This is a genomic window from Corynebacterium sp. MSK044 (genome assembly GCF_030232825.1).
Taxonomy (GTDB): Bacteria; Actinomycetota; Actinomycetes; order Mycobacteriales; family Mycobacteriaceae; genus Corynebacterium.
In genome coordinates this window covers 32773-56603 of record NZ_JASPJJ010000014.1, presented here as the reverse complement: position 1 = coordinate 56603, position 23831 = coordinate 32773, and the positions used below count along the sequence as shown (strand labels likewise).

Below are 23831 nucleotides of genomic sequence, written 5' to 3'. Positions count from 1 at the left end.
CCTCTGCTTCACAGGTGCAGCTGATGGTTATTTATCTGGGTTTTCTTGTTCAATTTGTTCAATTTCTTCCGGCACCACCGCTGAGGCCATGGAGTCAGGAGCGAAAACCGGAAGTTCAATCGTGAACGTCGAGCCTGTGCCCAAGCGCGACCACACTTTGATATTACCGCCGTGGTTAGCCACCACATGTTTCACGATGGCCAAACCCAGGCCAGTGCCACCCGTCTGACGCGAACGGGCCTTGTCCACGCGGAAGAAACGCTCAAACACGCGCTTCTGATCCTCTGGGGCAATGCCGATTCCGCGGTCTGTTACACGGATGAGCACCACCGAATCACGTACAAGCTTGTGTGTGACACTGACCGGTTGACCCTTCGGCGAATAATTAATCGCATTTGTAATCAAATTGGCCAACGCCGTAGTCAACAGGGATTTATCCCCCATGACAAACGTGTCGCTCCGCTCGCCCCGGGTCAGCTCAATCTCATGGTTATCCGCCACGATGAGGTTGCGTTCAATCGCTGCATCAATCAGATCATCCACCCGCAACGGGGACATCTCCGGCAACGCCTCAGCGCCCTGCAGCTTGGACAGATTGATCAGATCCGTGATCATCGCGCCCATCCGATGAGCCTCACCGAGGAGCTTGTCGCCGAAGTACTTGACCATCTCCGGATCATCCGGATCTTCCAGCAGCGCCTCTGCCAGCAACGACATACCACCCACCGGAGTTTTCAGTTCGTGCGACACATTCGCCACAAAGTCCCGGCGCGCTGATTCCATGCGCACATTCTCCGACTCATCTGCCGCGTAGACGATGATGTAGGAATCCTCCGCCAACGACATTGGCTGGATGACTGCGCGAACGTTGTTCACCCGACTGCCCGTCGAGCGATGCCTCATGTTCAGGTCCAGCACCCGCGTTTCCCGGTCCTCAAAGACCTGCTGGCCAACCTCCCACACCTGCGGGTTGAGGGCTCGGTCATGCACGATGGACATCTCATGTGCTCGCGCGTTGGACAGGATCACGTCACCGTTGCGTCCCACCACAGTCACACCTGTCGGCGAGCTTTGGATGACTAGGTGCAGGATCTGACTGACCGTACGCACCCGATTCTCATCCGGGCCCGGGGCAGCACGACGAGGCCCTCGCCGTTCATTGAAGAGCTTTACTCCATAAGCGGCGAGGGCAACAACGAGGCCTCCAGCAAGGAAGGCAACAACCGTGTTCACCAGGACAAGCAGGCCTTACTTGTTGCCCTGGTTCGCAACAGCAGCGGCACCTGCAGCTGCTGCCTCCGGGTCCAGGTAGGTGCCGCCAGGGTTGAACACCTTGCCCTTGCCGTCAATCTCGTACACGAGCGGCATACCCGTCGGGATATTCAGCGCCGCAATGTCCTCGTCGGAGATGTTGTCCAGGTACTTCACCAGAGCGCGCAGGGAGTTGCCGTGCGCGGCCACCATGACAGTCTTGCCCTCGAGTACCTCTGGAAGGATCACGTCGATGTAGTAAGGCAGGAAGCGCTCCACAACATCCTTCAGGCACTCCGTGCGGGGGACCTCAGGCAGGAATGCGTAACGCGGATCATTCGTCTGCGCGTACTGGTCATCCACGTCAATCTCTGGCGGCGGGGTGTCGTAGGAGCGACGCCAGGACATGAACTGTTCCTCACCGAACTTGTCCCGGATCTCAGCCTTGTTCAGGCCCTGCAGTTTGCCGTAGTGGCGCTCATTCAAACGCCAGTTGCGCACAACCGGAATCCAGTGCCGGTCAGCCGCATTCAAGGAAATATTGGCGGTGCGAATAGCACGACGCAGCAGCGAGGTGAACACGATGTCCGGGAGGACGCCTTTCTCGGCCATCAACTTGCCAGCGTTGATAGCTTCCTGCACACCTTTATCCGTCAAATCCACATCCACCCAGCCGGTGAACTGGTTGGACTCATTCCACTTGCTTTGTCCGTGACGGACAAGGACTAGCTTTCCGTTACTCATACTGCCCAGCATGCCAAAACATCGGCTTCTTCGCCGGTGAAACGGGGTTCCCCTACCGAAATAGGGTAGTACGAAAACTTACCGGCGCTGTTATTCCCCAGATGTGCCCCCTGTGGTCTAAATTAACTGGTGTGAATTTGCGTCGTTTTTCCTCCCCCGCCATCGTTTTCGCCGTCCTGTGTAGTCTCATTCCCGCTACCCAGGCTCCTTCTGCCGCTGCTGAGCCAGTGAGTAATCAAGGAACAACGGCCAGCCCTGCCATTGCTGCTCCCGGCGCGCCCATGCGCCTGCGCCCCTTTGATGCGGCGTCCCCGTTTGGCCCCGGCAATGCAACCTTCAAGGAGGTCACCGGCCTTGACGTGCATCCGGACATGCTCGCCCGCGTGTGCACCCAGGGTCCTGTGGGCACTGTGACGCTTCCGGATGGCACACAACAGCGCATCATGGTGTCCGCCGGTCACTGCCTTGTTGCTGAAGATGTCAGCGGCATGCTCATGGGCCGTAACGTCGACGCGCCGGTGCGTGGCGGGTACAAGAAGCTCGGTTCCATCGACCTCGTGCACACCAACGGTCTGCCCAGCGGGTACGAGACGCTCGGCGAGTCCACGCAGAAAGCTCTGCGCGCGGAAGACTGGGGCATTGTGGTGCTTGACGACGGCGCGGGGGCCGACGGCTCCGCCTCCTCCCGCGACCAGTTCAACCGTGGACCCAGCGCCCCTGTCACCTTGACGGGTGTGCGTACGTACCGCACGCTCGCTCCGGGTGAGATTGCTCTGGATAACTTCGCGCAGCCGGTGTGCAAGGACGGTTCCACGAAGGGCCGCACCTGTGGCGTCCAGCTGTTCTACACGGCTAATAACGTGTGGTCCCTGAACCTGGGTTACGCCACCGGCGATTCCGGCGGTGTGAACTTTGACCCCAACACTGGGCAGATCATCGGCGTGACCTCGCTTGGTCTTGGCCCACTGGGTACTGCACAGCGCGCTGACCGTGCGATTGAATCCGCCTATGCACTGCCTGCGGGCAAAGTGAATGACTACTTCACCCCGGCTGCGCCGAATAGGAACCGTGCTGACTTCATGTCCATCAAGGATGAGGAAGTGGAGTTCAACCGGTACTTCACAGAGCACAACCCGGGTCTCTCCCCGGAGATGATTGCGCAGCCTACGCCACGCCAGCAGTTCGACCAGGCAGTAGCTAACGCCACTGCTGATGTGGATGTGATCGCCGCAGACCTGCGTGATTTCGCTGTTCTCGGCGCGGCAGCTGCCGTTGCCGGTGTACCCCTGGACCAGATCGCTGATGCCGGCAACACCCTGGCCAACGCCGTAGGTAACTACGCCGGCGCCCACGTCAACAACATTGTGAACACAGGCGTGTACGCCGCGCTCGACGGACTGAACTAACAGTTCCTGGCTCTAATTGCCCACTGCACGCCTTTGTGGAGTGGGCTCAAATCCTTTCACGGCCTCCCCGTACACCTGCGCAAGCGCTGCAGCGGAGGCAGCCCAACTGAACTGCGCTGCGCGCTCGACGGCGGCTTCGGCCATGGTGATGCGCCCGGAGTCGTCGATAAGCAACTGCTCTAGCGCATCAGCCCAGTCGACCGGGTCATGGCCGTCCACCAGCACACCGGTCTCCCCATCAGCCACCGCAATGGGCAACCCGCCCGCACGTGCGGCCACGACCGGGGTGCCCGTCGCCTGCGCCTCAATGGCAACAAGCCCGAAAGACTCGTTGTAGCTGGGCACCGCGACGACGTCTGCCGCCTGGTAAATCTGCACGAGCTCCTCCGGCGGGCGCGGACCGAGGAAACGAATCTTGCGGCCCACACCGAGCTTGTGCGCCATCGCGCGGTAATAATCCACCGACGCATCAGCACCAGACGCACCACCGCAAATGATGGCGCGCACATTGCTATCCGGATCCCGCTCCAGCAGCTCCGCAACCGCCCGGATGAGCACCTGTGGCCCCTTGAATTCCTGGAGCCGGCCCACAAAAGCAATCACCTTGCTATCCAGCGGAATACCCAGATGACGCCGAGCCACTTCCGTATTCCGGTTCGTACCCGGCGTGAACATCCGTGTATCCGCGCCCGGAGTGACCACGCGGATGCGGGCAGGGTCCGCGTCATAATGGCGGCCCAGCTGCGTGATCTCATCAGGCGTGTTCACCACCAGGACATCGGCATTGTCCACCAGCTGCTGCTCACAGATACGCCGCGCTTCTGTCTCCGGCGAATCCGCATCATCCGCAGAAGCCGCACCCAGGCGCGCCGCATTTTTCACGGCGGCCCACGTGTGCCCAGTGTGGATCAGTGGCACACGGACCAGATCCCGCAGGAGCCATCCCACCTGGCCGGACAGCCAATAGTGGGAATGAATGAGGTCATACTCCAGCCCCTCATCCCGCGTGAACTGCACGATCCCGCCAGCAAACGCCGCCATCTGCGTAGGCAGTTCCTCTTTAGCCAGGCCTTCATACGGTCCCGCCACAATGTTGATCACACGCAGGTTCTCACACACCTGCACCACATCCCCCTGGCTTGGCCGCGTGGCGCGGGTATACACATCCACGTCCATGCCAGTAGCGGCAAGCTCACGGGCGATATTCAGAACATAAACGTTCATACCGCCGGCATCACCCGACCCCGGCTGTTCAAGCGGGGATGTGTGCATGGACAACATGGCTACGCGCATGGTCCCCCAGCCTAGCGCGCATGCTTGTGCCACTGCTGAAAATCCGTGGCCAGTGTGGCCGCGAGCTCCCGGTAGGCACGCAGAGTGCGCCGGTGCATCCGTGCAACATCAATGCCAGATCCTTCCGCCAAATGCGCGTCATACGGAATGACGTGGACTGCCCGCGTACGCGCGGCGAAGTGCCCCACCACACTATCCATACACACCGCGACCTTGGGGGATGGGGAGGACACAACCACGACCGCATTCGCCGCCAAACGGTCATAGCCGTGCAGACTCAACCAATCCAGGGTGGCTGCCGCGGATTGCGCCCCATCCAACGCGGGTGAGGTCACCAGAATCAGCGTGTTAGCCAAATCCAGCACGCCCTCCATCGCCGAGTGCATCAACCCTGTCCCGCAATCCGTGAGAATGAGGTTGTAGTGGTGCTGCAGAATATCCACCGCGTGCCGGTAATCAGCCTCACTGAATGCTTCTGACACTGCCGGGTCGCGCTCACTGCCAATCACATCCAAGCGTGACGTGCCCTGCGTGGTGTAAGCGCGCACCTGTCCGTAGCGGTTGGTGTCCGGGGCACTCAACAAATCTCGAATCGTCGCAGCACCCGCCGCATCCGCCGCCACACGCTGCGCGAGGGTGCCAAAATCCGGGTTCGCATCAATCGCGATCACGCGATCCCCGCGCTCTTCCGCCAACACAGAACCCAATGCCACCGTCGTTGTTGTTTTACCCACGCCGCCTTTCAGCGACATCACCGCAATCCGGTAATCACCACGCAGCGGGGTGCGGATCAACTCGGTGAGATCATTGAGCTCCTGCTCGCGGGGAGAAGCACCCGGATTCACGCGCCCGCCTGTCACCCCGTGCACAAGCTTGCGCCAGCCAGACTTCGGGGGAGCTTTTGCAGGCTTAACGACGACTCCCCCATCCAACGCCTTCGGCCCCTCCATCACCGACGGTGGTTGGGCTGGCTCGGCTGGTGGTGTTGGTTGGGCCTGCTGCGCTGGTTGTGCTGGTTGCGGTGGCACTGGCTGCACCCCCACGGGACGCTGTAACTTCTGGCACCCACTCTCCCAATCCGTTGTGAGCGAACCGCCTGTAAGGCTGCTCACGGTGCTGCTGAGGATGGTCGTGCGTATCCGTCACTTAAAAAATCCCCCCCTTTACCGTGCGCGCTGCCCCTCTACAGCCCGCTGTGGCCCATCATCCTAGCGCGCCAATGCGCCTTACTCGGAACAAGCAAAGGTTGCGTGATTTAAGTTACAAAATTTCCCCCATAGCTTACGGATCACATATATACTTCGCGGGAGTAAACCAATTCACAACAAACGTGGAGGGCAGACAATAATGTCGGCATTCGAAGAAAGAGCCTGGCTATCCAGCTACGCAGAGTGGACTCCGCCGGAGGTAGAACTCGGCGATGACACCATCTTGGACATCTATGACGAAACGTTGGCCAAGAAGTCCCATAAGAATGCTCTGTACTTCTTCGGCAAAACCACCACCTACGCTGAGCTTGACCGTCAGGTCCGTAGCTGTGCTGCCGGCCTCCAGGCCTTCGGCGTCCGTCCAGGTGACCGCGTTGCACTGGTCATGCCGAACTGCCCGCAGTTTGTTGTCTCCTTCATCGCCACACTGAAGCTGGGCGCATCCGTTGTTGCACACAACCCGCTCTACACCGAGCACGAGCTGCGCGGACAGTTCCAGGACCACGGCGCACGCGTGGCCATCATGTGGGACAAGGCTGCAGGCAACCTCGCAGGCCTACGCAAGGACACTCCGCTGGAGACCATCATCTCCGTGGACATGACTAAGGCAATGCCTAAGTACATGGAGCTCGCGCTCAAGTACGTTCCGGTGAAGAAGCTGCGCGAATCCCGTGAGAAGCTCTCCGGCCCCGCACCGGACACCATCGCATTTGAGATGCTGCTGTCTTCCGCCATCGGCGGCGAAGGCCATGATCTTGCCCGCCCGGAGATTGACCAGGACACCACCGCCGTGATCCTGTACACCTCCGGCACCACCGGTGAGCCCAAGGGTGCCCAGATCACCCACGGCAACTTCAACTACCAGATGAAGGCCGGTAAGGCTTGGGTGAAGGGCCTCGGCGAGACCGATGAGAAGATCTTCGCTGTCCTCCCGCTCTTCCACGTCTACGGTCTGGCCCTCAACCTCGGCCTGGGCATCATGGTCGGCGGCGAGATCATCCTGCTGCCCGCACCAGAGCCAGACCTGATCCAGGACGCACTGAAGAAGAACCCGCCTACCTGGATGCCGGGCGTGCCCACCCTGTACCAGCGCATCAGCCAGTCCGCCATCAAGAACGGCACCACACTGGACTCCATCCGCAACTCCTTCTCCGGCGCATCCACGCTGCCGGTCTCCACGGTGGAGGCATGGGAGAAGGTCACCGGCGGTAACCTCGTGGAAGGCTACGGTCTGACCGAGACCTCGCCGATTGTCACCGCGAACCCGATGGACGGCACCCGTCGCCCCGGCTACATCGGCATCCCGTTCCCGAATACCCTCGTGCGCATTGTTAACCCGGACAACCCGACCGAGCTCATGCCGGACGGCGAGCCAGGAGAGCTCATTGTCAAGGGCCCGCAGGTGATGAAGGGCTACCTGAACAAGCCCGAGGCTACCGAGAAGGCGTTCGTGGACGGCTACTTCCGCACCGGAGACATGGGCATCATGGAAGAGGACGGCTGGCTCCGCCTAGTCTCCCGCATCAAGGAGATGATCATCACCGGTGGCTTCAACGTCTACCCGGATGAGGTTGAAAACGTCATGCGTGAGCACCGCGACATCGAAGACATCGCTGTCGTGGGTCGCCCGCGCGATGATGGCTCCGAGGATGTCGTTGCTTGTATCACCCTCGCCGAGGGTGCAGCGCTCGACCCGAAGGGGCTGCAGGACTACGCGCGTAAGCGCCTCACCGCGTACAAGGTGCCGCGCACCTTCTACCACTTCGAGGAGCTCAACCGCGATATGACCGGCAAGATCCGCCGCCGTGAGGTCCAGCAGTCTCTGATCGACCGCCTCAACGCCGGCACCGCTGCCGACGGTGAGAACGCCGCCGGCACCCCGGAGGCACCGAGCGAGGAGCAGATCGAGCAGGGCAAGCAGGACAACTAACGCCTAGCCCAACGCCACGCGAGCCTCTTCCCGCCAACGCGGGAAGAGGCTTCGTCGTTGTTGGCTGCGGAGCCGGTTTGACTATGCCACCGCACGCGCAGCAAAAACCCAGGTCAAAAACACACAGCGAAGTGCATAGTCAAACGGACCCGAAAGCCGCTCGAGGCGCCAAGCAGCGTGTGCACCAAGAACCTAGCTCTACCCCCGGCCACCCACTCAACATTTAGATTGATGTGACATTAGGCTAACCTTCATTCACCTGATCTGGTAATTTTCCAGGACCATTTTCCCAATCTTTTTAATCCAAGGAAGGCTCATGTCCATCTCCGCAAGGCGCACATGGGCGGCACTGTTCATGGTGCTCGCGATCATTTCGAGTGCGCTCATGCCACCGCCCAAAACTGCCCATGCCCAAGAAAGTTTCTCCATCACTCAAGGCCGAGTGACTTGGGGAATCTACGAGTCTTGGCGCAACTACGTCGGTGCCCAAGCAGCAACAGTATCTGGGGGCGTTGAAGTGCTACCCAGCGGTGAGTACAGCTGGCCAATTGAATCCGGCACGTACGACCCGGAGTCGAACACCCTAAAGGTGAAAACCAAAGGCCAAGTTAGGTTCACGCAGTACAAAATGCCTGACGGCACGTACCAGCTCGATTCGACCTATAAAAACGTTGAAGTTGTGATTTCTCCTACCTCCCAAGAGATTCGTTTGGACTACGTGGGCAACTCTCGGTCGACCGGGCAGCTGGAAGAAAAATCCGGCACGTACGCGACCCTGAATCTCTCCGACGTGAATCCCACGACGGAAAACAACACGACCACGTGGAATCGGATTCCTGCTTTTCAGGCCTCTCTCATTGACCTCTACCCGGAGGGCACACCCATCGACCCAGTGTCCATCGAGTATGAAGGACCTGGTGGCAAGCCCGATACATCCCAACCGGAACTCCCCGGTGGCATTCCCGTCTTGTCCCCGAATCAAACATGGGTGAGCAACACCCAGGACGAGCAACCTTTTGTCACCTTCGCCTCACCAACAAATGACCTGTTGCACGTCATCGAATATTCCAAGATCACCTCGGACACACCTGCGCTGACGCTCCGGCATATCAAGGCCAGCACGATGGAGGAACTTGCGTCCGAACCATTGCCGGTGAGCAAGTCAACCTCGGCCCGTTTTGCCTACGACCCGGAAAGCGAGTCGGTGTTTTACAGTGATTTATCGCTTGGTGCGAACCGCTCTGGCCTGAGCAATGTGGACATCAAGAGGGCTCAATACAATCCTGAAACCAAGCAGACGCAGGTCAGTACTGTCGCAACGCTTACCGACGACCCGGATTATCGCCGTATCGGCTCCATCGTCTGGGACTCCCACGAAAACGAGCTTGTTGTCGCAATCGACACTGGCACGAACAATCCGAAGAAGATCGGGTTCGTGTATCTGGACGGGGAGGACTGGAGCGAAACGATCGCACCGCTGAACCTTGAATCCCGTCGAATCGGCGAACAACAGCCCTTCATGCTCAGCCCGTCAATGTTCACCAGTGAGTCTTTCCAGCCAATGAATATCGTTCCCATCGGCGACGGTGTTTATGTGGCTGCACTCGGTGGCACCTACCAAACTGCGGGGAGCGCGAAACGTAAAGGTATGCCAGCGTTTCTCCTTGAGCGCGCCGGCAAGCAAACATTTGCAACACCGATCGCAGGCACCACTCCTTCAAAGCAGGCACTGCTAGGAACTGCATACTCCATTGCTCAACGAATAGACGATAAGCACGTCCTCCTTAGCACCGCTGACCTTTTCTACGGTGACCTGCAGGTAGTCACTGTAGAAGACGACGAGGCCGAGGCAGGCGAAGAATTCACCCTTCCTAACTGGGAAAATACTGCAGCTTACGCCGCAACCTTCGATCCAACATCGGGATTCCAGTATGTGCTCGGCCGGGATAAAGCCCTGTATGTTCTCCGTGACGGTGCGTTTGTCCACCGCTACCAATTCCCTGATACCTCGAATGCCGGCTTGTCTCCACAACCAACGTTCCCACTCACGGTCACCGCAGACGGATCCGTGGTCTTCCAGGTGACAGACCCTGAAACCAAAAACGCTGGCTTGAGGCGCTTTGAGCTGCTCGGAACATCGCCGTCGTTCACCGCTTCGCCAGCGTCCGCCACAATCAACCTCGGACGTGACTATGAAGGGTCCGTGACCCTGAACGCGGAGGCAACGAAGACAGACCTGGCTAGCACTCGCCAGTGGCAGGTCAAACGCCCCAATGAAGGCTCCTTTGAGGATATCGCCGGAGAAACAGGGGATGAGCTGACAATCAATGTCACCGCGGCCGATAACGGCACACAGTTCCGTGCGGTCGAACGCACTGCACGCGGGGACGTGGTGTCCGATGCCGCGACCATCACTGTGACAGGCGCACCGGCTGTGACCCAACACCCCAAAGACATCACCGTTAAGGCAGGTGATCAAGCCGCTTTCAGCGCGAGCTTCGCATCCCATCCGCCAGCAACCAAAGTCGTGTGGCAGCGCTACTCCAACGGGTTCTGGGCAGATATTTCGCTTGACGACGACACGACGGTAGAAACCCATGACACCACCTCGGTGCTTACCCTGTCCAAGATCACTCCCGACATGAATTCAGTGAGGGTCCGAGCACACGCAGTGAACGACGCGGGCGATATCTTCACCGCTCCGGCAACACTGACCGTGAAGCAGACAGGGAGCTCAGGCGAAACACCAACCCAACCAGAAGCGCGATCTGTCAAAGAGGCCAAAATGCGCTGGGCTTTCAACGACGAGCTCCAGCGCCGTCCACCCGCTGGAGGCGTTAACTACCTCTCGGCTGGCATTTCTGATGGAACGGAAGCAACTTACTCCGCCGACAACGGTGATGTATCCATCAAGATTCTCAACGGCGATTCCGTAGTGTCTCCTTCATGGGAGACCAAGGCTGACTTCCTCGGTACGGAAAAAGCACAACAGGTAGTGGAGCTTTCGGGCGGTCACGGTTCTATCAATCCAGATGGATCTGCCACGATCGTGTGGAAAGGCTCAATGAGCTTCAACTACTACGGAGGCTTGGCGGTATTTAGCATCACTAACCCCCGTCTCGTGACCAACGCAGATGGAACTGGAGAACTACGTGGCAACCTATCCGGTTACGAAACTGATCGCACTGCGTTAACAAAACGCCCACTACAGCCCCGCAAGGACGTTCAAATTGCAACATTCAAGCATGTCCATATTGATGGAGCTGGATCCATTACCGTCTCGCCTGAATTCGCGGGCCGGGAGATTGAAGTTCCCGAAGGACATCGACCGCAGAACCGTTCCGTAGCAGGATGGGGAGCATGGCCGCAAGAGTTTGTGGACTTCCAGTTCGAAACAGGCCTGTCCTCTTACTGGTACTCGTCGGGAGGCTCCTCTGACAGTGCCAAGGTTCCGCATCCGGTTACCTTCGACTTCGGCACTACGGCAGATCAGGACTCCACCACCACGCCAACTCCTACGCCGGAGCCGCCAATGCCTACCCCCTCAGAATCTTCTGATGGCCCCTCCTGGCTTCGTATCCTCGGCGGGACGTTGCTGGCCCTTTCAAGTGTGATTAGTGCGCTTTCGCTCGTGGGCATGATGCTTCTCAACGCATATCCAGACCTGCGAAAGTACCTGCCTTCAATCGGCCCCAACTAACGCCTCGCTCAACCGCTAAAGCCCCTTCCCGCCAATGAACTAGCCCCCGAAAGTTGGACTGAGAAATCAGTTACTGACTAGTGGGGAGCAGTTCAAACGCGGGAAGGGGCTTCGTCGTTGTTGGCTGCGGAACTGGTTTGACTATGTCACAGCACGCGCAGCAAAAACCCAGGTCGCGGATGGGCAGCGGGGCACATAGTCAAACCAGCCCGAAATCCAATCTGACATGCCCCCACAAACCACTCACCATTTCGATTGATACAGGTTTAGGTTACCCTTTATTCATCTGATCCCGCGGGTTCCCGCGGTCGTGTTCTCAATCCCCTCAACCTAAGGAAGGCTCATGTCTATCTCCGCAAGGCGTATATGGGCGACACTGTTTATGGCGCTCGCGATCATTTTGGGCCCACTCATGCCACCTCCCACAAGCGCTCATGCCCAGGAAGCCACCCCTGTTCCGCAGGAAGCACGGACCATCAAGGACGCACAGCTGCGTTGGTCTATTAATGATCAGCTTCAAAAACGGCCACCTGTAGGCGGTGTCAACTACCTCACAGCTGGTATTTCCGACGGAAAGAAGGGGACCTATTCCGCCAGCGACGGTGCCGTGGCCATCAAGATCATCAACGGTGATTCCGTCACTTCCCCTACCTGGAATACCAAGAACAACTTCCTGCGCATGGGCAATGCACAGCAGGTAGTTGAGTTTTCTGGCGGCCATGGCGTGGTCAATCCGGATGGTTCTGCCACAATCGCGTGGGAAGGCTCAATGAGCTTCAACTTCTTCGGAGGGATGGCGGTGTTCAGCATCACCAACCCCCACCTGGTGGTCAATTCAGGCGGCACCGGGGAATTGCGTGGGGACCTGTCAGGCTACAGATCTGATCGCGTCAAACTAACAAAACACCCACTGGCACCCCGTCAGGATGTTCAAATTGCGACATTCAAGAATGTCCACATTGACGGCACTGGATCTGTTGTTATTTCGCCTGAATATGCGGGACGCGAAATTGAGGTAGAGCAAGGGAACCGACCACAGGTGCGCTCCGGAGCAGCGTGGGGAGCGTGGCCACAAGAGTTTGTGGACTTCCAATTTGAAACAGGCCTGTCGTCGTTCTGGTACACCTCAGGAGGCTCCACGGACGCGGCTAAGGTTCCGCACCCCATAACCATCGACTTTGACGCCAAGACGGAGCAGGACCCTACCATCACACCGATTCCTTCGCCGGAGCCTCCGAAGCCCGTCCCTTCGGAATCGTCTGATGTTCCTGCGTGGCTTCGCATCCTCGGTGGGACGCTGGTGGTCCTTTCAAGTGTGATTAGCGCACTTTCGCTCATGGGCGTGCTGCTTCTGAACGCATACCCGGATCTGCGAAAGCACTTGCCGCCGATCGGCCTTAACTAACGCAAGCTAGTCCAGGGAAACACCCACCCACACCGGTTCCGGCACGAGGGTGACACCGAAGCGGTCGCGGACGCCGTCGCGGATGGTGCGGGCCAGCGCGACGATGTCGTCGGCGGTGGCGGTGCCACGGTTGGTTAGCGCCAGGGTGTGCTTGGTGGACAGGCGGGCGGGGGCGTCTTCGCTGGGGAAACCACGGGAGAAGCCAGCGCGCTCAATGATCCAGGCGGCAGACAGCTTCACCATGCCGTCGGGCTGGGGGTAGCGCGGCATGGTGGCGGCGTCGGGGCCGACGGTACGGGCGACCTCGTCAGCGACGGCCGCGGGCACGATCGGGTTGGTGAAGAAGGAGCCGGCGGACCAGGTGTCATGGTCCGCAGCCTCCAACACCATCCCCTTGGAGGCGCGGACGCGGAGGATGTCCGCGCGGGCGTCGGCAAGCGGAAGGCGCTCCCCGCCCAGGTGACGCAGTGGGATGGACAGGTCAGCGGGCGCGAGCTGCATCTCGATGTCCAGGACAACCGCGCGGCCGGTGAACTTCAGGTTGGAATAGCGGTATGCCAGTTCAAGAGAGCTGGCGGGCACCCACTCAGTCGCACCGGTTTCGCGGTTGTACAGGTGGACGCGAGTGAGCACGTCGGACACCTCCGCACCATAAGCGCCGACGTTTTGTACCGGCGTGGCACCGGCAGAGCCGGGGATCCCCGACAGGGTTTCAATACCGGACAGGCCCGCTTCCACCGTGACGGCCACAACGTCGTCCCACACAGCACCTGCGCCGGCGCGAACAAGACCCGGCACACCATCGGCGTTCACCTCAATACCGTCATTGGCGGCGATCACCACAACAAGATCAAGGTCCCCCTCAGCCACGACGAGGTTGGAGCCGCCGCCGATGATGAGGAGGGGGGTACGGGAGGCGTCGATAAGCGAAACGGTGCGCGCAAGCTCGTCAGAGGTGCGGGCGCGATATGCGTAGCGCGGGGAACCTCCCACACGCAACGTAGTCAGGTCGGCTAAACGCACGTCGTCAATTTGCTCGGCCGGTGGAGTCGCTGAATGTTCATGCACTCAAACAACGGTAGTCTGTTTGGCATGGCAACTCATAGCGAAAACACCGTGACCATCAACCAGCCCGTAGCAAAGGTGCACGAGGCATACTCCTCCCGCGCATACTGGGAGTTCATCGCCGCAAACCTGTCGCCTGAGGCAGGCGAGGTCAACGAATTCACCGATAACTCCGTTACCCTCTTCGAGGTTCTACCCACTACCGTCCTGCCAGAGGCTGTGCAGTCCATGGTTTCCCAGGCGCTGAAGGTCAAGCGCGTGGTCAACATCGGCGCGCTCGAGGGCGACGCAGCTGAGGTCTCCTACACCGCTGACGTCAAGGGCACCCCGGTGGATTTCGGTGGCACCATCAAGCTCGCCGGTGCTGGCGAGACCACCACGCTGAGCTACGACAACGAGGTTTCCGTGAACATCCCGTTCATGGGCCCGGCGATCGAGCCGAAGGTGGGCGAAGCCCTGGGTGACCTGTTCAACCAGGAGGGCGAGCTGACCGAGAAGTGGATCAGCGAGAACCTCTAAACCCCGCCTCACGCCACACCGCTTCCCCCCAGGAAACTCACAGGATCTTTGGTGGGAGCACACGTGGCAATGTCAAGTGTGTGATGAACAATAACGTTCCATGACGCGCACGAAATCACGCCGAGGACTCAAAATTGTCCTTGGAATCCTCGCTGCGCTGATCGTGCTGTTTTTCGTTTTGGAAATAGCCATCCGAGTGTTCATCACGCAGCAAATCAAAACAAGTTTTCTCGATGGCGCGCCCGAAACCGTGACCGTGGAGCGTGAGCCCAAGGTGTACTTCGGTGCGCAGCCAGTTTTGTTTGGGCTGGCCACTGGGAAGATCCACCACATCAACCTGGATCTGCCGTCCACTCTCACCCCTGATAGCACCTCTATTGCTGGCACCCCAGCTGCGAAAATCAATGCGACTGGGTTCATTCTTGATCCTGATGATCCTCGGGCAGACCGGGTTGAGGTGCACACTATTTTGCCGCAGGCGGTTGTCCGCGACATGCTGCAGCGCGAGCTTGGGGCCTCGCTGGAGGAGACCAGCGATGGGCAGTTCCCCGGCTACAACAAGATCCTTAATGTCTCCAACGTGCAGGCAAACCCGGATGGTGGCACCTTCACCATCGTGTTTTCCAGTGGTGCTTTTGCCGTAGAGTTACGCCCGAATATTCAGAACGGCCAGCCCGTGTTTGAGGCGGTGTCCACTCAGCTTCTGGGGCGTAGTTTGCCGGACTTCTTCTCAGACGCAGTGAGCGTTGCGCTCGAGCGTGGCCTCAATGACCAGGTGGTTGGCCCCATGAAGGTGGAACGTTTTGACGTGGTTGATGGCGGTTTTGCCGTGACCATCATCGGAGAGAACGTTCACTTCAACGACTTGCAGGTGTAATAAACACGCGGTGCGCGCCAGCGTAGAGCGCGTCCACTGCCCCCTCAAGGGTCTCCACACCATAGACCGCCAGTTCACAGGCCGTCGACGGTAGATCCGCCCCAGCAGGCACCGCGAGGACAGCTACCTCTGCACGTTGCGCGATGCGCGCGAGAGCTTCAATTTTTTGCTTATCGACGCTCCCTGCAACCACCCCCACCCTCGCCGGCTCATCCACCACCTGGCTTACTGCAATGATGTCCGCCAGCACGGCGCTGGCACTGCTGTTGTCGCCGGCGACAAGCAGATCAGTATCCACCGCTAGCCAAATCTCCCCTGCACCTTCCTGGACCGCCAGGCGTGCCTCAGCCGCTTTGATCAGGCTGTGGTGGCGTCCCGTTGGCCACCCCACGAGCGCGATGACGGGGGCTGCTGACCCGGCCACTCCGGTGGGTTCGACGACAAGGCCTGCCTGAGGGTCGTCGATAATGCTGCTGCTTGATGGCGCTTTGGCCCCCGGGTCAAAGACTCCGATGCGCTGTGAGAGCCACGCAAGATCCTCAGCGGAAACGTCCACGCCGACTACCAGCCGTAATTACCGCGCAGGATGTTATTGATCTGGGGGCGCACATCGAAGAAGTAAATACCGATGAACACGCACCCAATCAGGCCGAGGAAGCCGAAACCGCTCAAGCAGGCAGCACCACTGCCTACGAGGACGGCCACCCACGCCCACTTCTGCATACGGTCTGCCGCAGTAAACGCATCATCGCGCGTGACACTCGCCATCCCCGCCCCCACGAGGCCTGCGAGACCCACGAGCGCCATAACCAACTGGCGCAGCAAGGTGGGTGAAAGCATGATCCACGCTTCAAGCGGAAGGTTCGAGAGCTGGAGCAAGGTCATGGCGGGATCAAAGCCTTTCTACGGTCAGGAATTGTCTTGGGTTTGAGCTTAGAGCAGGAAGTGACTCACCGTGTAAATAGCAATGCCGGCGAGCGCACCGACAATCGTGCCGTTCAGACGAATGAACTGCAGATCCTTACCCACCTCCACCTCAATCTTCTCCGCGGCTTCCTGGCCATCCCAGCTCTGAATCTGCTTAGCAATCATTCCAGTGATTTCGTCCGCGGCATACTTCGCCGACCAGCGGGCTAGGCCCTCAATACGGCGGTCCAAGTCTTCCCGCAGCAATGCATCATTGTTGATGCGCTCACCCAACCTTTGAGCGGAGGCGGCACCACGGCGACGGAGGTAGGAGTTGGGGTCCACCGCAGCGTCGATAAGCGACTCTGAGGCCGCATCCCACAACTCTCCCGCAAGATTCGCTGCTGCACGCGACCCCATTATGTCCTGCTTCAGCTCCTCGATGCGCGTGATCATCTCCGCATCAAACTGGAGGTCCTGCGCGAACTGCGAAAGCGTACGGCGGATCGCGCCACGCGCCTCATGCTGCGGATCAGTATCCACCTCCGCCATGAACACAACCAGCTCGCGGTACACCCGCTCCCCCACAAGCTCCTTGGCAAAACGCGGTGCCCAACGTGGCATACGCTCATCAATCAAGGTGACCACCGTGGGTTCCATCTCCCGCACCTTGACGCGGCCCCATGAAATGATCTCCTGCACAACCGGCTCAACCTTGCCGTCCGCAATGAGTGCATCAAGTATCCGCCCCAACGGAGGCCCCCACGCTGGTTCCGTAAACCGGCTGATCACCTGCTGATTAATCAGGGCCTCTGCCTCCGTACAATCAATCGCATTGATGGCGTGCACAGTGAACTGGCACGCCTTGTCCGTAACCAGCTCCGCATTCTCCGGCTGCGCTAAGAATGAACCCAGTTTCTCCGAGAGATTCGCATTAGAGATCTGCTGCGCGATCTGATCCGCATTCAGAAAATTATCCCCAACGAACTTAGACAAGTCCCCAGCGATCTGATCCTTCTTACGAGGCACCAACGCGGTGTGCGGGATTGGCAGTCCCATCGGGTGCCGGAACAGCGCTGTAACAGCGAACCAATCCGCCAAACCACCAACCATGCCGGCCTCAGCGCCTGCGCGTAGCAGACCAACCCACCATGCAGCATTTCCATCCAGGTGCTTTAGCCACAACGTGCAGATGATAAAAATAATCGCCGCCACGACGAGCAAGCCCGTCATGATCGTTTTATGGATCCGCAGCGAACGGCGCTTCTCTGCCTGGTCCGCAAGGGACAAGCCCGGAACCCCCAACCTATTCAAATCGGCGGCGGCACTATCGAGAGTGTATTCAGCCATAGCTTGATTAAAGCGCAAAGAAACCTCCCACTCACGTTTACACACGTGAAGTGGGAGGTTTCCCTGTTTAGGCTTTCGTGGCGCCGTTAGTTCCGGCGACCAGTCTCCTTACGGTAAGCCTTGTAGTCCTTGCGACCAACAGCGATCAGAACAATCGAACCAATCACCATCACCGCAGTCATCACCGCACCAGCGATGAAGAGCTCGTTGGTGATGTTGTCCGAAGCACCGTGGCCCCAAATGTAGGTGCCAGCACCGTAGATCAACGTGCCCATGCCAGCCAGGGAAGCCAGCATCAGGCCCATGCCGATCCAGGTGGCATTACGCATCAGCGAAGAGTGCGGTGCACCCAACGAAACCGGGTCATAGCCCTCGATGTAGCTGTCCTGGATCTTCTGGCCGTACTCCGGGAAGGTCTCGACGGAACGATCCGCAACAGGTGCAGGTCCGTGGTGTCCACTCATGGAAATTCCTCTCTTCCTTTAAAGCGAAGCCTAGTCGTCCTTACCGCGGAATGCCGCGCGGGCACGCTCACGGTTGACAGCGCCGACAGCCTCAAGCGGGATACCAGCCGGGCACACATCCGCACACTCACCGAAGAGGGTGCAGTGGCCGAAGTTGGTCTCCAGCTCATCAACCATCTGACGAGCACGCTTGCCGCGCTCCTCCTTGCCCAGTGGCAGGAGCTTCAGATGGCTCAGCTTAGCGCCGGTAAACAGGTGTGCAGCACCGTTCGGGCAGGCAGCCACACAAGCACCACAGCCAATGCAGGCAGCGAAGTCGAGCGCCTTCTCAGCGGTCTCGTGGTTCACGTGCAGAGTATCTGCATCCGGAGCGGTACCAGCCTGGATGGAGACGTAACCACCCTGCTGCATGACGCGGTCCAGTGCGGAGCGGTCAACGGTGAGGTCCTTGATCACCGGGAAAGCAGCAGAACGGAACGGCTCAATCTTCAGCGTGTCGCCGTCCTTGTAGTTGAACAGACGCTGCAGGCAGGCAGTGATGTTCTGGCCAGCACCGTGCGGACGACCGTTGACGGTCAGACCACAGGTACCACAGATGCCCTCACGGCAGTCAGATGCGAAGGTGAAAGGCTCCTTGCCCTCCTCAACGCGGGCGTTGTTCACGTGATCCAACAGCTCCAGGATGGACATCTGCTCAACAGCGTCATCCACCTGAACGGTCTCGAAGGATCCTTCAGTGTCGGGTCCGGCCTGACGCCAGATCTCAAGTGTCAGTTTCATTACTTGTAGTTCCTTGTCATCAGCGGGATCGAATCGAAGTACAGGGGCTCAGCGTGGCGGACGAACTTCTCCTCACCAGCCGGCTCCCAAGCGGAGACGAAGCACCAGTTCTCGTCATCACGCTCGGCCTCGCCATCCTCAGAGAGGTGGTCTTCACGGTAGTGCGCACCACAGGACTCGTCACGGTCCAGGGCGTCAATGATCATGAGCTCACCCAGGTTGATGTAGTCCGCCACACGGATGGCGTTCTCCAGCGTCTGGTTCATGTCCATTGCGGCACCCGGGATGTTCACGTTTGCCCAGAAGTCACGGCGCAGCTCACGGACAGCCTTGAGGCCCTTCTCCATGAGCTTCACGTTACGGGCAACACCGCACGATTCGTAGAGGATCGCGCCGAGCTGCTCGTGGTAGTAGTCCGGACCGTGCGGCTCATCACCGTTGATGTTCATCAGGCGGTCAATGAGCTCCTGGGAGCGGGTCACAGCTTCGGTGACTTCCTTCGCCTCAAGGTCGAGCAGTGGCTCGTTGAGGTGGCCAGCCAGGTAGTTCGGCACCGTGAACGGGAGGGTGAACCAACCGTCAACGGAAGCGGACAGCAGGGAGTTCGCGCCAAGGCGGTTAGCGCCGTGGTAGGTCCAGGAGCACTCACCGGCAGCGAACAGGCCGTCGATGGAGGTCATCTCGTTAAAGTCCGTCCACAGACCACCCATGGTGAAGTGAACAGTCGGGGCAATGAGCATCGGGGACTCGTACGGGTCCTCGCCCACGGAGTCGAAGTACATCTCGAACAGGTTCGAGTAGCGCTCCTTGATCGTGTCCTTGCCCAGACGCTCAATCGCGTCAGCGAAGTCCAGGTACGCAGCGTTGTGCAGGGCACCAACGCCACGGCCAGCGTTGATCTCCTGGGAGATAGCGCGGGACGCAACGTCACGTGGAACCAGGTTGCCGAAGGCCGGGTAGCGGCGCTCCAAGAAGTAGTCACGATCCTCTTCCGGGATCTCATTCGCCGGACGGTCATCGCCCTGCTGCTTCGGCACCCAAATACGGCCGTCATTACGCAGGGACTCCGACATCAGGGTCGTCTTGGCTTGCCACTTGGCGTTGACCGGAAGACCCGTCGGGTGGAACTGCACGAAAGCCGGAGATGCCAGGTACGCACCGTGCTCGTACGCACGCATGATGGCGGAAGCATTCGAGTTCTTCGCCAGCGTGGTCTTGTGGTACACGTTGCCGTAACCGCCGGTAGCCAGAACCACAGCGTGCGCGGTGAACGGAACCAACTCACCCGTGATCAGGTTACGGGTAACAATGCCCTCGCAGCGCTTCTTGCCGTCCTTCTCGGTGATGATGAACTCAACCAGGTCATTGTGGGTGAAGATCTCCACGTTGCCCAGGTGGATCTGGCGCTGCAGTGCAGACGCCGTGGACAGCTGAAGCTGCTGGCCTGTTTGACCACGGGTGTAGTAGGTACGGGAGACCTGCACACCACCGAAGGAGCGGGTAGCCAGAGCGCCACCGTACTCACGAGCAAACGGAGCACCGATCGCGTTCATGTGGTCGATCACGCGGACCGACTCAACGGCGAGGCGCCAGCAGTCGGACTCGCGGCAGCGGTAGTCACCGCCTTTGACGGTGTCCTTGGTGTGGCGGTACGCACCGTCGTTATCCATCTTCTTACCGCGGGCGGAGTTCACACCACCCTGAGCAGCAATGGAGTGCGCACGGCGCGGCGCATCGTGGTAGGTGAAGTTCTTCACGTTGTAGCCCAGCTCGCCCAGTGCGGCTGCGGCAGCACCACCAGAAAGGCCGGTACCCACAACGATGACCGTGAACTTACGACGGTTCAGCGGGGAGACCAGCTCCATGTGGTCCTTCTGGTAGCTCCACATGTCACGCATCGGGATGCCCTTGGGCTCATTGTTCTCCAGGATGGTGCCCGGAGTTACACCCTTGGCCTTGGACTGCGGGTTAGTGAAGTCCTTCTTGTCGGCGTCAGTAGCCGGGTTAGTTGCAGTAGTCATTGACGTTCCTCCAGCAGTTCCTAAGACACCAATCCGAATGCGATAGCCAGCGGCATCGCAATGTTGGCAATCACAACGATGGCCGGGATCCAGTAAGCCAGGACGACCATGATCGCGTGGCCTCGCTTACCCAGCCAGCCCAGGTCAGACACAGCCAGGTACACACCGTGGGTGATGTGCATGAAGAGCGCGAGCATTGCCACCACATAGAACAGGGTGACCGGCCAGCGAGCAGGATCGAACGTAGCGATCATGTTCGCCTTGATGGAGCCTGCGACGAAGCTGTCGGAGGCCACAACCTCACCAATGGTCAGGTCCAGCAGGTGGAAGATGATGAACAGCAGCAGAATCGCGCCGGTCACCAGCATCCAACGAGCAGCGGTGGACTGCAGGCCGCCCATCAGGTTGGTGCGACGGAACTTACCGCGCGACTGACGGGAACGACCGTGCAGGGCGAATGCGCCCCACACGTGCAGCACCAAGCAGGCAAGCAGCACGATGCGGATGATCCACAGCAGCGACTCACCTGGGAAAATGGGCTGGCCCATCGAGCGCAGGAACTCACCGTACTCGTCGATAGCCGGCTGCGCGCCGTGGTCCGGCATGAAGATCTTGAGGTTACCGACCATGTGGCCGATGACGAACAAGAAGAAGAACAGGCCGGTCACGGCCATGATGAGCTTGAGTGCCCAGGTAGGCACTCCGGGCCGCTCACGCAGCGGCTCCTCAGTGATTTTGCCGTGACGAATTGCGTCACGATCTGCGTTTTTTACAGTCATGGCACCTCCAGTGTCGATTTAACTTTACGGTTTCTTTGAGATTTCTCACGAGTCAAACAGGTTTGCTTCTGGTTATTACCCCCGCTTCTCACCACTTTTTAGGCCATTTGACGCGCATCTCTTCACAGTTACTTTCGGGCGCCCCACGGTCCCCCGACCCAATCCCCCTCATTTACCCCCTTTGCGCTGTCGTTTCTCTCCCACCCGGCAAGCCTGGCAACACTTGCCCCATTGCCCCCACCCATAGCTGTGAGGTTTCCCACTTTCAACCCCTAATTTTGGTCACCCCCACCAGGTTCACCCCGAAGGGTGTCAACCTTTGGTTGGTTAGATGAACCTAAGTGAATATGGCCTGCCAATCGGCATAAAACCGCCTGTTGTTCACGCTTTCATGGCAATGCCCCCGGCTCCATTTCGGAACCGGGGGCACAGTATCAGGCTTTTATTTCACAGCACTATTTCACAGCGACGAACTTCTTGTCACCCATGAAGTCCGCGCGGACAGACAGAACGCCTTGGTCCTTCGTGTCCTTCGGCACTGCGATAGCCATGTTGCCGGTAACGCTGCCACCCTTGTACAGGGTCTTGTACAGTTCCAGATCATCCGGAACCACAGCTACGTGGTCGGTCCAGGAGTAGGTATTCCCGTCCACTCCCACATAGTCCACGTCCGCCATAGCGTGGTCACCATCTGCCTTGTCACCGACATACTCAATAGTCAGATTCAGCATGATGTACTCCATGTCAGCTCCCGGTTCATCATTGAACGGGTTCTCAGACATGACCGTGTTATGCGCGTTCAAGTCAACGGAATTCACCGTGATCACCCAGTCACCGGACTGAATCGGAGTGCCGATCGGCAGCGGATCTTCACGCGTCCCCTTGTGCGAGCTGTTCGGATCCGGCTTGTTATCAGACGACGGCTTTGCCGCTGAAGTGTCCGTAGCAGCCGGAGCCTCCGTACCCTCTGTGGTGCTTGGCGCAGTAGTGGTCGGCTCCGGATCATCAGTGCCGAGTGCCGCCCCGAGAATGCCCAAGGACACGACCGTTCCCACGATGCCACCCAGAACCGAAGCTACAATCGCCGCGATAGCCGGAACCTTCGACTTGGACTGAATAAACAGACCGACGATACCCAGGACAAATGCCACAAACAGCACGACCCAGCCGATGACCTGAATAACCGGAATGCAGGCGAGAATGAAACCGAAGACCGCGAGAATCAGACCAATGATGCCCGCAATATTCGGCTTCTCCCCATCCGCCTGCTGCGTCATACCCGGGTACGGGTTCTGGTAGCCGCCACCACCATATGGGCCCTGCTGGCCGTACTGGCCCTGCTGGCCAGGTTGCCCCTGTGCCCCGTACTGGCCGCCCGCGTACTGCGAGCCGTAACCACCCTGCTGGAAGCCCTGCTGACCAGCCTGCTGTCCGCCCTGTGGCCCACCTTGGAAGCCAGAGTTCTGACCACCTTGCGCATACGCCGACTGCGGTGCACCAAACTCACGGGTCTCATTCACGCCACCCGGCGTAGTCGGGCGACTCTGACCACCCTGGCTACCCTGCGCACCGAAGCTGGAGGCACCGTAACCGGAACCTGACTGCTGTCCGCCGTACTGCTGCCCACCGAACGAGGAACCAGCACCCGCACCGTAGTGGCCGGGCTGGCCTGACTGCGTCGGCTGGCTTGGCTCGCTCGGCTTGCTGGGCTGGCCAGACGAAGCTGGCTTATCGGACTGGCCCGAAGCACTAGCAGAAGCCGACTGGTTGGCCTGGCCGAAGGGGGTTGTGGGGCTCGAGCTGTTCGATGACGGCGTGCTGCCGTACGGGGAACTCGTGTACCCAGAAGAAGTGCTGGCGCTGCTGGTGCTACCAGTGCTGCTAGTGCCATTGGTGCCGCCGGCGCCGGTGGAATACCTCGACGGGGTGTAGCCACTCGTGCCGGACGAGCCGGCTTGAGAGTCATTACCAGTCTTCGGATCCTTGGGATCTACTGGACCCTTCGGATCGTTCGGGCCCGGGGTGGGGCCGCCATTGGGGTTGTTCGTTGACACGTCTTGACCCTTCTTGCTCAGTTCATACGGTAAATAACATCGCTAACTTTACCGTCCACAAAACAGTTTGGCTTAATAG

The 23831-nt window shown here is 59.3% G+C and carries 19 protein-coding genes; 6 read left to right on the top strand and 13 right to left on the bottom strand.

Annotation, left to right across the window (positions count from 1 at the left end; translation table 11 throughout):
- Window positions 1–27: 27 nt before the first annotated feature.
- Both QP994_RS08630 and QP994_RS08625 read right to left on the bottom strand, forming a co-directional pair.
- On the bottom strand, window positions 28–1233 hold the full coding sequence (locus tag QP994_RS08630; RefSeq protein WP_284855976.1) for a sensor histidine kinase: 1206 nt from the start codon (window positions 1231–1233) through the stop codon (window positions 28–30).
- Between the two features lie 15 nt (window positions 1234–1248).
- Window positions 1249–1995, bottom strand: a complete 747-nt coding sequence (locus tag QP994_RS08625) for a phosphoglyceromutase (protein WP_284866235.1) — start codon at window positions 1993–1995, stop codon at window positions 1249–1251.
- 131 nt (window positions 1996–2126) lie between these two features.
- Here QP994_RS08625 and QP994_RS08620 point away from each other — a divergent pair, with 131 nt between their 5' ends.
- The gene (locus QP994_RS08620) at window positions 2127–3401 is read left to right on the top strand and encodes a chymotrypsin family serine protease (protein WP_284855974.1); all 1275 of its coding nucleotides are present in this window, start codon (window positions 2127–2129) and stop codon (window positions 3399–3401) included.
- A 12-nt stretch (window positions 3402–3413) separates the two neighbouring features.
- Here QP994_RS08620 and mshA read toward each other — a convergent pair whose 3' ends face one another.
- Together mshA and QP994_RS08610 are read right to left on the bottom strand one after the other, a co-directional pair.
- Window positions 3414–4694, bottom strand: coding sequence for a D-inositol-3-phosphate glycosyltransferase (mshA, locus tag QP994_RS08615; RefSeq protein ID WP_284866234.1), 1281 nt, complete (start codon window positions 4692–4694; stop codon window positions 3414–3416).
- Between the two features lie 11 nt (window positions 4695–4705).
- Entirely contained in the window at window positions 4706–5722 is a 1017-nt protein-coding gene (locus QP994_RS08610; protein WP_284855972.1) for a MinD/ParA family ATP-binding protein, read from the bottom strand.
- Window positions 5723–6041: 319 nt separating this feature from the next.
- Here QP994_RS08610 and QP994_RS08605 point away from each other — a divergent pair, with 319 nt between their 5' ends.
- The 3 genes from QP994_RS08605 (at window position 6042) to QP994_RS08595 (ending at window position 12937) form a co-directional block, all read left to right on the top strand.
- The gene (locus QP994_RS08605) at window positions 6042–7832 is read left to right on the top strand and encodes a long-chain-fatty-acid--CoA ligase (protein WP_284866231.1); all 1791 of its coding nucleotides are present in this window, start codon (window positions 6042–6044) and stop codon (window positions 7830–7832) included.
- A gap of 316 nt (window positions 7833–8148) precedes the next feature.
- Complete coding sequence (locus tag QP994_RS08600; protein WP_284866229.1) at window positions 8149–11532, top strand: HtaA domain-containing protein; 3384 nt, start codon at window positions 8149–8151, stop codon at window positions 11530–11532.
- Between the two features lie 343 nt (window positions 11533–11875).
- Window positions 11876–12937 (top strand): hypothetical protein, encoded by a 1062-nt coding sequence (locus tag QP994_RS08595; RefSeq protein WP_284866227.1) that lies wholly within the window; start codon window positions 11876–11878, stop codon window positions 12935–12937.
- Window positions 12938–12943: 6 nt separating this feature from the next.
- Here QP994_RS08595 and QP994_RS08590 read toward each other — a convergent pair whose 3' ends face one another.
- Window positions 12944–14005 (bottom strand): UDP-N-acetylmuramate dehydrogenase, encoded by a 1062-nt coding sequence (locus QP994_RS08590; protein ID WP_284866225.1) that lies wholly within the window; start codon window positions 14003–14005, stop codon window positions 12944–12946.
- 24 nt (window positions 14006–14029) lie between these two features.
- Here QP994_RS08590 and QP994_RS08585 point away from each other — a divergent pair, with 24 nt between their 5' ends.
- Window positions 14030–14521, top strand: coding sequence for a DUF2505 domain-containing protein (locus tag QP994_RS08585; RefSeq protein WP_284855967.1), 492 nt, complete (start codon window positions 14030–14032; stop codon window positions 14519–14521).
- 100 nt (window positions 14522–14621) lie between these two features.
- A complete protein-coding gene (locus QP994_RS08580; protein WP_284855966.1) occupies window positions 14622–15398 on the top strand; it encodes an LmeA family phospholipid-binding protein in 777 nt (258 codons plus the stop codon).
- Here QP994_RS08580 and QP994_RS08575 read toward each other — a convergent pair.
- The 8 genes from QP994_RS08575 to QP994_RS08540 all read right to left on the bottom strand — a co-directional run bounded on the left by QP994_RS08575 (window position 15379) and on the right by QP994_RS08540 (window position 23752).
- A complete protein-coding gene (locus QP994_RS08575) occupies window positions 15379–15954 on the bottom strand; it encodes a hypothetical protein (protein WP_284866223.1) in 576 nt (191 codons plus the stop codon). The genes QP994_RS08580 and QP994_RS08575 overlap by 20 nt on opposite strands.
- 5 nt (window positions 15955–15959) lie before the next feature.
- A complete protein-coding gene (locus QP994_RS08570; RefSeq protein ID WP_502870033.1) occupies window positions 15960–16283 on the bottom strand; it encodes a DUF2516 family protein in 324 nt (107 codons plus the stop codon).
- A 48-nt stretch (window positions 16284–16331) separates the two neighbouring features.
- Complete coding sequence (locus QP994_RS08565) at window positions 16332–17654, bottom strand: DUF445 domain-containing protein (RefSeq protein ID WP_284866221.1); 1323 nt, start codon at window positions 17652–17654, stop codon at window positions 16332–16334.
- A gap of 86 nt (window positions 17655–17740) precedes the next feature.
- Window positions 17741–18118, bottom strand: coding sequence for a hypothetical protein (locus tag QP994_RS08560; protein WP_284866219.1), 378 nt, complete (start codon window positions 18116–18118; stop codon window positions 17741–17743).
- A gap of 30 nt (window positions 18119–18148) precedes the next feature.
- Window positions 18149–18898, bottom strand: coding sequence for a succinate dehydrogenase/fumarate reductase iron-sulfur subunit (locus QP994_RS08555; protein WP_284855962.1), 750 nt, complete (start codon window positions 18896–18898; stop codon window positions 18149–18151).
- On the bottom strand, window positions 18898–20919 hold the full coding sequence (locus tag QP994_RS08550) for a fumarate reductase/succinate dehydrogenase flavoprotein subunit (RefSeq protein WP_284866216.1): 2022 nt from the start codon (window positions 20917–20919) through the stop codon (window positions 18898–18900). Before QP994_RS08550 ends, QP994_RS08555 begins: the two co-directional genes overlap by 1 nt.
- 20 nt (window positions 20920–20939) lie before the next feature.
- Window positions 20940–21698, bottom strand: a complete 759-nt coding sequence (locus tag QP994_RS08545) for a succinate dehydrogenase cytochrome b subunit (RefSeq protein WP_284866214.1) — start codon at window positions 21696–21698, stop codon at window positions 20940–20942.
- 455 nt (window positions 21699–22153) lie between these two features.
- Window positions 22154–23752, bottom strand: a complete 1599-nt coding sequence (locus QP994_RS08540) for a DUF4352 domain-containing protein (RefSeq protein ID WP_284866212.1) — start codon at window positions 23750–23752, stop codon at window positions 22154–22156.
- Window positions 23753–23831 lie beyond the last annotated feature (79 nt).

What these genes read in the sequence shown, in the direction of transcription:
- QP994_RS08555 (WP_284855962.1), bottom strand. Translation starts at nt 18,898, where the DNA reads ATGAAACTGACACTTGAGATCTGGCGTCAGGCCGGACCCGACACTGAA.
- mshA (WP_284866234.1), bottom strand. Translation starts at nt 4,694, where the DNA reads ATGCGCGTAGCCATGTTGTCCATGCACACATCCCCGCTTGAACAGCCG.
- QP994_RS08580 (WP_284855966.1), top strand. Translation starts at nt 14,622, where the DNA reads ATGACGCGCACGAAATCACGCCGAGGACTCAAAATTGTCCTTGGAATC.
- QP994_RS08600 (WP_284866229.1), top strand. Translation starts at nt 8,149, where the DNA reads ATGTCCATCTCCGCAAGGCGCACATGGGCGGCACTGTTCATGGTGCTC.
- QP994_RS08585 (WP_284855967.1), top strand. Translation starts at nt 14,030, where the DNA reads ATGGCAACTCATAGCGAAAACACCGTGACCATCAACCAGCCCGTAGCA.
- QP994_RS08545 (WP_284866214.1), bottom strand. Translation starts at nt 21,698, where the DNA reads ATGACTGTAAAAAACGCAGATCGTGACGCAATTCGTCACGGCAAAATC.
- QP994_RS08595 (WP_284866227.1), top strand. Translation starts at nt 11,876, where the DNA reads ATGTCTATCTCCGCAAGGCGTATATGGGCGACACTGTTTATGGCGCTC.
- QP994_RS08550 (WP_284866216.1), bottom strand. Translation starts at nt 20,919, where the DNA reads ATGACTACTGCAACTAACCCGGCTACTGACGCCGACAAGAAGGACTTC.
- QP994_RS08625 (WP_284866235.1), bottom strand. Translation starts at nt 1,995, where the DNA reads ATGAGTAACGGAAAGCTAGTCCTTGTCCGTCACGGACAAAGCAAGTGG.
- QP994_RS08570 (WP_502870033.1), bottom strand. Translation starts at nt 16,283, where the DNA reads ATGACCTTGCTCCAGCTCTCGAACCTTCCGCTTGAAGCGTGGATCATG.
- QP994_RS08605 (WP_284866231.1), top strand. Translation starts at nt 6,042, where the DNA reads ATGTCGGCATTCGAAGAAAGAGCCTGGCTATCCAGCTACGCAGAGTGG.
- QP994_RS08560 (WP_284866219.1), bottom strand. Translation starts at nt 18,118, where the DNA reads ATGAGTGGACACCACGGACCTGCACCTGTTGCGGATCGTTCCGTCGAG.
- QP994_RS08565 (WP_284866221.1), bottom strand. Translation starts at nt 17,654, where the DNA reads ATGGCTGAATACACTCTCGATAGTGCCGCCGCCGATTTGAATAGGTTG.